The sequence below is a fragment of the Bacillus hominis genome, assembly GCF_018332515.1.
Taxonomy (GTDB): domain Bacteria; phylum Bacillota; class Bacilli; order Bacillales; family Bacillaceae_G; genus Bacillus_A; species Bacillus_A hominis.
This window is the reverse complement of record NZ_BOQD01000351.1, coordinates 1-5,448: the sequence shown is the minus strand read 5'-3', so window position 1 is coordinate 5,448 and position 5,448 is coordinate 1. Positions and strand designations below refer to the sequence as shown.

The following is a 5,448-nucleotide window of genomic DNA, read 5'->3' as shown; positions in this document are numbered from 1 at the left end:
TGTGAAAGTTCTTATTATTACATTGCTCTAGTTTTCAAAAATTGTAATTTCTCTTTTTGCGCATCATTCGCCATCATTACTATCGTCTTTTCAACATGCGGATGTACGTGTTCAAGTGTCACACTCGCTCCTGCTTTATCCGATTGCTCAACAAAGTTTAATAATGCCATAGCTCCTGATACATCCATATAGCGTACATCTTTCATACGCAAAATAACTGGTGACTTCACATCTTGCAAAGAAGCAAAAATACGATCTACTGATAGAAATGAAAGTGGTCCCTGAATCGTATACGTCGCTTCTTTTTCTTTTATAATAGAAGCTTTACGTTCTTTACATTTCACCATGTATATAATGAAGGAAAGAATAATGCCAAACGCAACAGCAACCATTAAATCGAATTTCACTGTCACAAACATCGTCACGAACATTACAAGCACATCACCCTTTGGGGCTACATGTGCTTTCCTTATACTTTCCCAATCCAACATACCTATGCCAGTTAAAATTAAAATACCTGATAATACAGCAAGCGGAATATATTGTACCACTGAACCGAGTCCCATAATGAAAATAAATAATATGACACTATGCATACAAGCTGAAAGTGCCGTCTTCCCCCCGCTTTTTATATTGACGATAGATCTAACAGTCGCCCCTGCTCCTGCTAATCCACCGAACAAACCACTCGCAATATTACCAATCCCTTGTCCGATTAACTCTTTATTACTTTTATGACGTGTCCCCGTCACATTATCCATTACGACAGACGTTAATAATGAGTCAATTGATCCTAGTAAAGCAATACTAAGTGCTGGTAATACAAGTGCTAACATGCCATTTGCGTCTACAGTCGGTACGTGAAGAGATGGCATCGCCTCTGGAATTGCACCTATCTTTTCAATCACCTTATTTAAAGAAAGAGTTCCTACAACTGGTAAGTTTACCGTAAGTCCTTGTAGCATAGAAGAAAATAACGGCAACGTTACTGTAACACCTACTAATGCTACTAAACTTGCTGGGATGGCCTTAATCCATTTTCCAGAAACAATCATTACAATGATCGTTAATAACACGAGTAGAAAGCTATTTTGTACGTGCTTCATTTCACCTAAAATAATAATTAGTGCAATCCCATTCATAAACCCCGAAACAACAGGATACGGAATGTAACGAACATAAGAGCCGAGCTTACATACACCAAATAAGATTTGAAATAACCCTGCCATCATAAATGCAATAAAACTTGCTTCTAATCCGTGAGTTGCAATAACGCCTGTTGCAATAACTGTAATCGGCCCAGTTGGACCTGTTACTTGTCCTGGTGTACCGCCAAATAGCGCTGCAAACAAACCAGCAAAAATCGCACCATATAGTCCAACTAACGCTCCCTCAGACGTCCCAGTTGCAGCAATACCAAATGCAATTGCGAGCGGCAAAGCAACAATCGCAACAGTAAACCCTGCTAAACATTCCTTTGCTATTTTTTGAAACATATAAATAACCACCTTCGTATAAAGTCCACGTTCCATTGTACATCTAAAACAAATCATTCGTTAGCGTATTTATAAAAAACTCTTTACAGTCTCGTGAAGTAAACGCCTACATTTATAAATAACCTTCCCAAGTCAAACTAAAAAACAGCAATATGACGAATCTATCTTTGGAAACAAACCTGACTATGCTATAATGAACAAATTAAATCTTTTACTATATACTTGGAGGCACTATGCTAACTTTTGAAGAAAAATTATCGATTATTGAATCTTTCCCGGAATTAGAAAGAAAGAACGTATCATTAAAACGCGTAAACTTTCACTTTGAAGAAAGTCGTTTAGATAAAAAGAACGTTGTATATCATTTACACCCAAATGGAAACGGATTTGTATATGCAAACTTCATTAAAGGTTATAAAACAGATGATAAAGGCATGATTAACATCCGTGAGTTTTCAGAAGAAGAACTGCGTTCATTAATTGAAAAAGTAATTGAACGTCTATCACAGGAGCAAGAGGAAATTGTAGCACCATTGACGCCTGCTGCCGAAGAAGAATGGCGTAACGAAGATGGTCATATTCTAACTCTTATCTCAGAGGATGACATGTGGAACGTTTACGCTGGCGTAAACTTAGACGGTACATTCAACTCTTATCCAGAAGCTGCAGAATACCTTGATGAAGAAGGTTTCTCACGTAAATAATACGTTCCTTACTACTAATGAGGCCGTCCCCAAAGTTTTTTGGGGACGGCCCTCTTTTTATTAATAGGCAGGCTATTATTGCCGTATTTTGTATTTAAGTCGATATAATGGGAGTTATATTCGATATAATTTCATACACTATTGCAATTTTCATCACTAAGAACATAACTCCCCTCCATAAAATTATGGAATCAAAACTTCTTATTCTCACTATCCCCTATAAAAATTTGAATTTGACAACTATACGACTCCGTATTAAAGAAATCATTAACTAACTCCACTTCAATAAAACTTTCCACTTCTATATCGTTTTCTTTTGTATATTTAATCATAGTATTTCTACGTTCTTCTTCATTTTCTTTACTATACGCTAATGTTACATATTTCCCGCCCGGTAATACTTTTATATTTTGCATCTCTTCCATATGTACATGATCTTGTACTTTATTAAAAACATACTTTGGCTCTACATCCCACTTTTCATTGACATTGTATAGAATACCCATCTCCATTGACATCTTATCTTCATACTCTTGAATGATTTTCTCTAAATTAGAATAATACAGTAACTCCTGTAAACTCCCCACTTCTTTGCATGGCGCTACAATCACATTCCGCTGCTCAAAGAACTGAATACATACTTCATCACTTTTTAATATTTCCTGTGAACTCCCTACTTTCTCATTTAACCCATCAATCGTTTCAATTACTTCTTTCATTTTCCTTATATGTTCTTCCGCTTCCGCTCTCTTTAATTGTAAAAATTGCAGCAACTTGTCCGTGTTACACTCCTTAAAAATCTCTTGAAGTTCTACTATACTGGTGTTCAACTCTCTACAGCTTTTTATAATATCAATGTGAATGAATTGATCTATAGAATAATATCTATACCCCGTTGATTCATCAATATGTTTTGGAATAAGAATCCCCATCTTATGATAGTACCTTAATGCCTTTATCGTTATATCCTTTATTTTTGCAACTTCTCCAATAGAAAATAATGTTTTCATCTGAATCTCTTCCTTTTTATTTTTTCTCCTACCACTATTGACTCTCCCCTTAGAGGAGACCTTACTATTTATAATAAGTTATTTATATTGATAAAGGGAGTATACAATTATGAACACAGTAAAATATAGAAGCCTTGTTAAGGAAGACTATGAGCCTATAAAACATTTAATTGGTGAGGCATTTGGATTTAATGAACTCATTACAGATAAAAAATTTCTAAATTCACTGTTAAACTTCTACCTACACAGTTGCATTTTAGGAAGTTCCTTTAGTAAGGTAGCTGAAAAAGATAATAAAGTTATCGGTGTCATTTTAGGCGATTCCGAAAAAGATAAAAACCGTTTAAAGAGATTTCATAATACTTTTAGCCTTGCCTATAACACGCTGAAACTATTCATGACTAATAAAGAGAATAGAGAGTTTTTAAAAGCATTTATAAAAGTTCAAAAAACATATAAAGAACTCATTCAAGGAAAAGAAGATCATTTTCAAGGCTGTATACAATTATTCATCGTATCGGAAGAATCTAGAGGTCTTGGAGTTGGGAAATCTTTAATGAATTACTTGTTCCAATATATGACAACCGAAGATGTAACATCTTTATATTTATATACAGACAATAACTGTAACTACGTATTTTATGACAAACAAAACTTCAAACGTATACAAGAAAAAGCAATTCCTTTTGGACCAAAAGAAGAAGATTTCAACATATTTTTATACCGCTATGACTTTAGCTAACAGTAACATTTACACTTCTATGCTCTTTGCTAATTAGCAAAGAGCTATATTAAGTATGTTATCACTCGCAAGTGGTTGTCAAAAAATCATACTAGCTTAAATCCTCCAGCCAAACTCTTCCACTACTATTTTTTCAGTTCGATTAGTGCGAAAAAGAGGAAATATGTAACAACTTCAATTTAAAAAGGAGCGCACAACATGGAATGGATTCACGAATTATTTCAGCAATATGGGTATTATGTAGTACTTGTTGGATTATTTTTAGAATATATCGCTCTTCCATTTCCAGGAGAGCCAACATTAGCCTATGCAGGATTCTTATCACATCAAGGTGATTTGAGTTTACCAATTTTAATTATTTTATCCTTTATTGGGACAAGCGTAGGTATGACATTCCAATACTTTTTAGGAAATAAACTTGGCATGCCTTTCATTCAAAAGTACGGGAAATATGTATTTTTAACAGAACGAAAAATTAATTTAACGAAAATGTGGTTTGATAAATACGGATATTTTCTAATCTTTATCGCTTTTTTCATTCCAGGCGTTCGCCACTTCACAGGATACTTTGCAGGAATTATCAACTTACCGTTTCGCCGCTTTGCGATGACAATTTATTCTGGCGCCCTATTTTGGGTATCATTCTTCTTAATCGGTGGTTACTGGTTAGGGGAAAACTTAGAAAATATATTCCTAGTACTTGAACAACACATTTGGAAAATTCTCTTCGGTATTATTATCATTACGCTAATCAACCGATTTCGCAAAAAAATAAAGCATGTGTTTGTAAAAAATATGAATTAAAACGAAAAGCATGTTATTAAAATCTTTCATCCATAGTATTATCCAGCTTAGCTGCGTGCACAAATAAGAAAAAAGCGGAGACCTATCGTCTCCGCTTTTTACATACATCTTGCTCTCAAACTAAACCTCAGGCCCATTAATTTTTTTTACGTCTAAACATCATCGCTCCTAAAATTAATGCGAACATACCTGCAAGGATAGAAGTAGATTCAGTTGCTGCTCCACCTGTTTGAGGAAGTAACTTTGATTGCTGATTACTTTCTTTACTAGATGGTACTTCTGATTTATTTTGTACATCTTGTTTGTTTTGTACTTCTACTTTACCTTGTACATCTTGTTTGTTTTGTACTTCTACTTTACCTTGTACCTCTTGTTTGTTTTGCACTTCTACTTTACCTTGAGCCTCTGGTTTGTTTGAAACTTCCGGTTGCTCTTTTACTTCTGGTTTGCTTGGTACTTCCGGTTGCTCTTTTACCTCTGGTTTGTTCGGTACTCCCGGTTGCTCTTCTGTTACCTCTAGTTCTTCTTCTTTCCATTCTTCTGTTGTTTCTTCTTCTATTTTTTCTTCTTCTGGTTTTACCCAGATTTCCGGTTTGTCTGTTACCTCTGGTTTTTCTAACACATTCGGTTCTTCTGTCACCTTTGGCTTTTCCGGTTTTACTGACTCTTCCAGTTCTTCTGTTGTTTCTTCT

General features: G+C 34.9%; 6 protein-coding genes. 3 read left to right on the top strand and 3 right to left on the bottom strand.

Features of this window, described 5'->3' with window-relative positions; all coding sequences use genetic code 11:
- Positions 1 to 17 precede the first annotated feature (17 nt).
- Positions 18 to 1,496 carry a SulP family inorganic anion transporter gene (locus KI356_RS24485; protein WP_212936723.1) on the bottom strand — a complete coding sequence of 493 codons (1,479 nt, stop codon included), beginning with the start codon at positions 1,494 to 1,496 and terminating at the stop codon, positions 18 to 20.
- A gap of 233 nt (positions 1,497 to 1,729) precedes the next feature.
- Between KI356_RS24485 and KI356_RS24480 the strand changes: the two genes are divergently transcribed.
- Positions 1,730 to 2,200, top strand: a complete 471-nt coding sequence (locus KI356_RS24480; protein WP_128283447.1) for a hypothetical protein — start codon at positions 1,730 to 1,732, stop codon at positions 2,198 to 2,200.
- 191 nt (positions 2,201 to 2,391) lie between these two features.
- On the opposite strand, the gene KI356_RS24475 is transcribed toward KI356_RS24480, so the two are convergent.
- Positions 2,392 to 3,210, bottom strand: coding sequence for a MerR family transcriptional regulator (locus tag KI356_RS24475; RefSeq protein ID WP_212936722.1), 819 nt, complete (start codon positions 3,208 to 3,210; stop codon positions 2,392 to 2,394).
- A 109-nt stretch (positions 3,211 to 3,319) separates the two neighbouring features.
- Here KI356_RS24475 and KI356_RS24470 point away from each other — a divergent pair, with 109 nt between their 5' ends.
- Both KI356_RS24470 and KI356_RS24465 read left to right on the top strand, forming a co-directional pair.
- Positions 3,320 to 3,952 carry a GNAT family N-acetyltransferase gene (locus KI356_RS24470; RefSeq protein WP_212936721.1) on the top strand — a complete coding sequence of 211 codons (633 nt, stop codon included), beginning with the start codon at positions 3,320 to 3,322 and terminating at the stop codon, positions 3,950 to 3,952.
- Positions 3,953 to 4,150: 198 nt separating this feature from the next.
- Positions 4,151 to 4,756, top strand: a complete 606-nt coding sequence (locus KI356_RS24465) for a DedA family protein (RefSeq protein ID WP_212936720.1) — start codon at positions 4,151 to 4,153, stop codon at positions 4,754 to 4,756.
- Positions 4,757 to 4,892: 136 nt separating this feature from the next.
- Here the strand turns inward: KI356_RS24465 and KI356_RS24460 are convergent.
- Positions 4,893 to 5,448, bottom strand: a 556-nt coding sequence (locus KI356_RS24460) for an LPXTG cell wall anchor domain-containing protein (RefSeq protein WP_238486232.1), incomplete at its 5' end; no start/stop codon positions are given.

Bases quoted from the DNA above. Each gene is read 5' to 3' on its own strand.
- KI356_RS24475 (WP_212936722.1), bottom strand. From the start codon at position 3,210: ATGAAAACATTATTTTCTATTGGAGAAGTTGCAAAAATAAAGGATATA.
- KI356_RS24480 (WP_128283447.1), top strand. From the start codon at position 1,730: ATGCTAACTTTTGAAGAAAAATTATCGATTATTGAATCTTTCCCGGAA.
- KI356_RS24470 (WP_212936721.1), top strand. From the start codon at position 3,320: ATGAACACAGTAAAATATAGAAGCCTTGTTAAGGAAGACTATGAGCCT.
- KI356_RS24485 (WP_212936723.1), bottom strand. From the start codon at position 1,496: ATGTTTCAAAAAATAGCAAAGGAATGTTTAGCAGGGTTTACTGTTGCG.
- KI356_RS24465 (WP_212936720.1), top strand. From the start codon at position 4,151: ATGGAATGGATTCACGAATTATTTCAGCAATATGGGTATTATGTAGTA.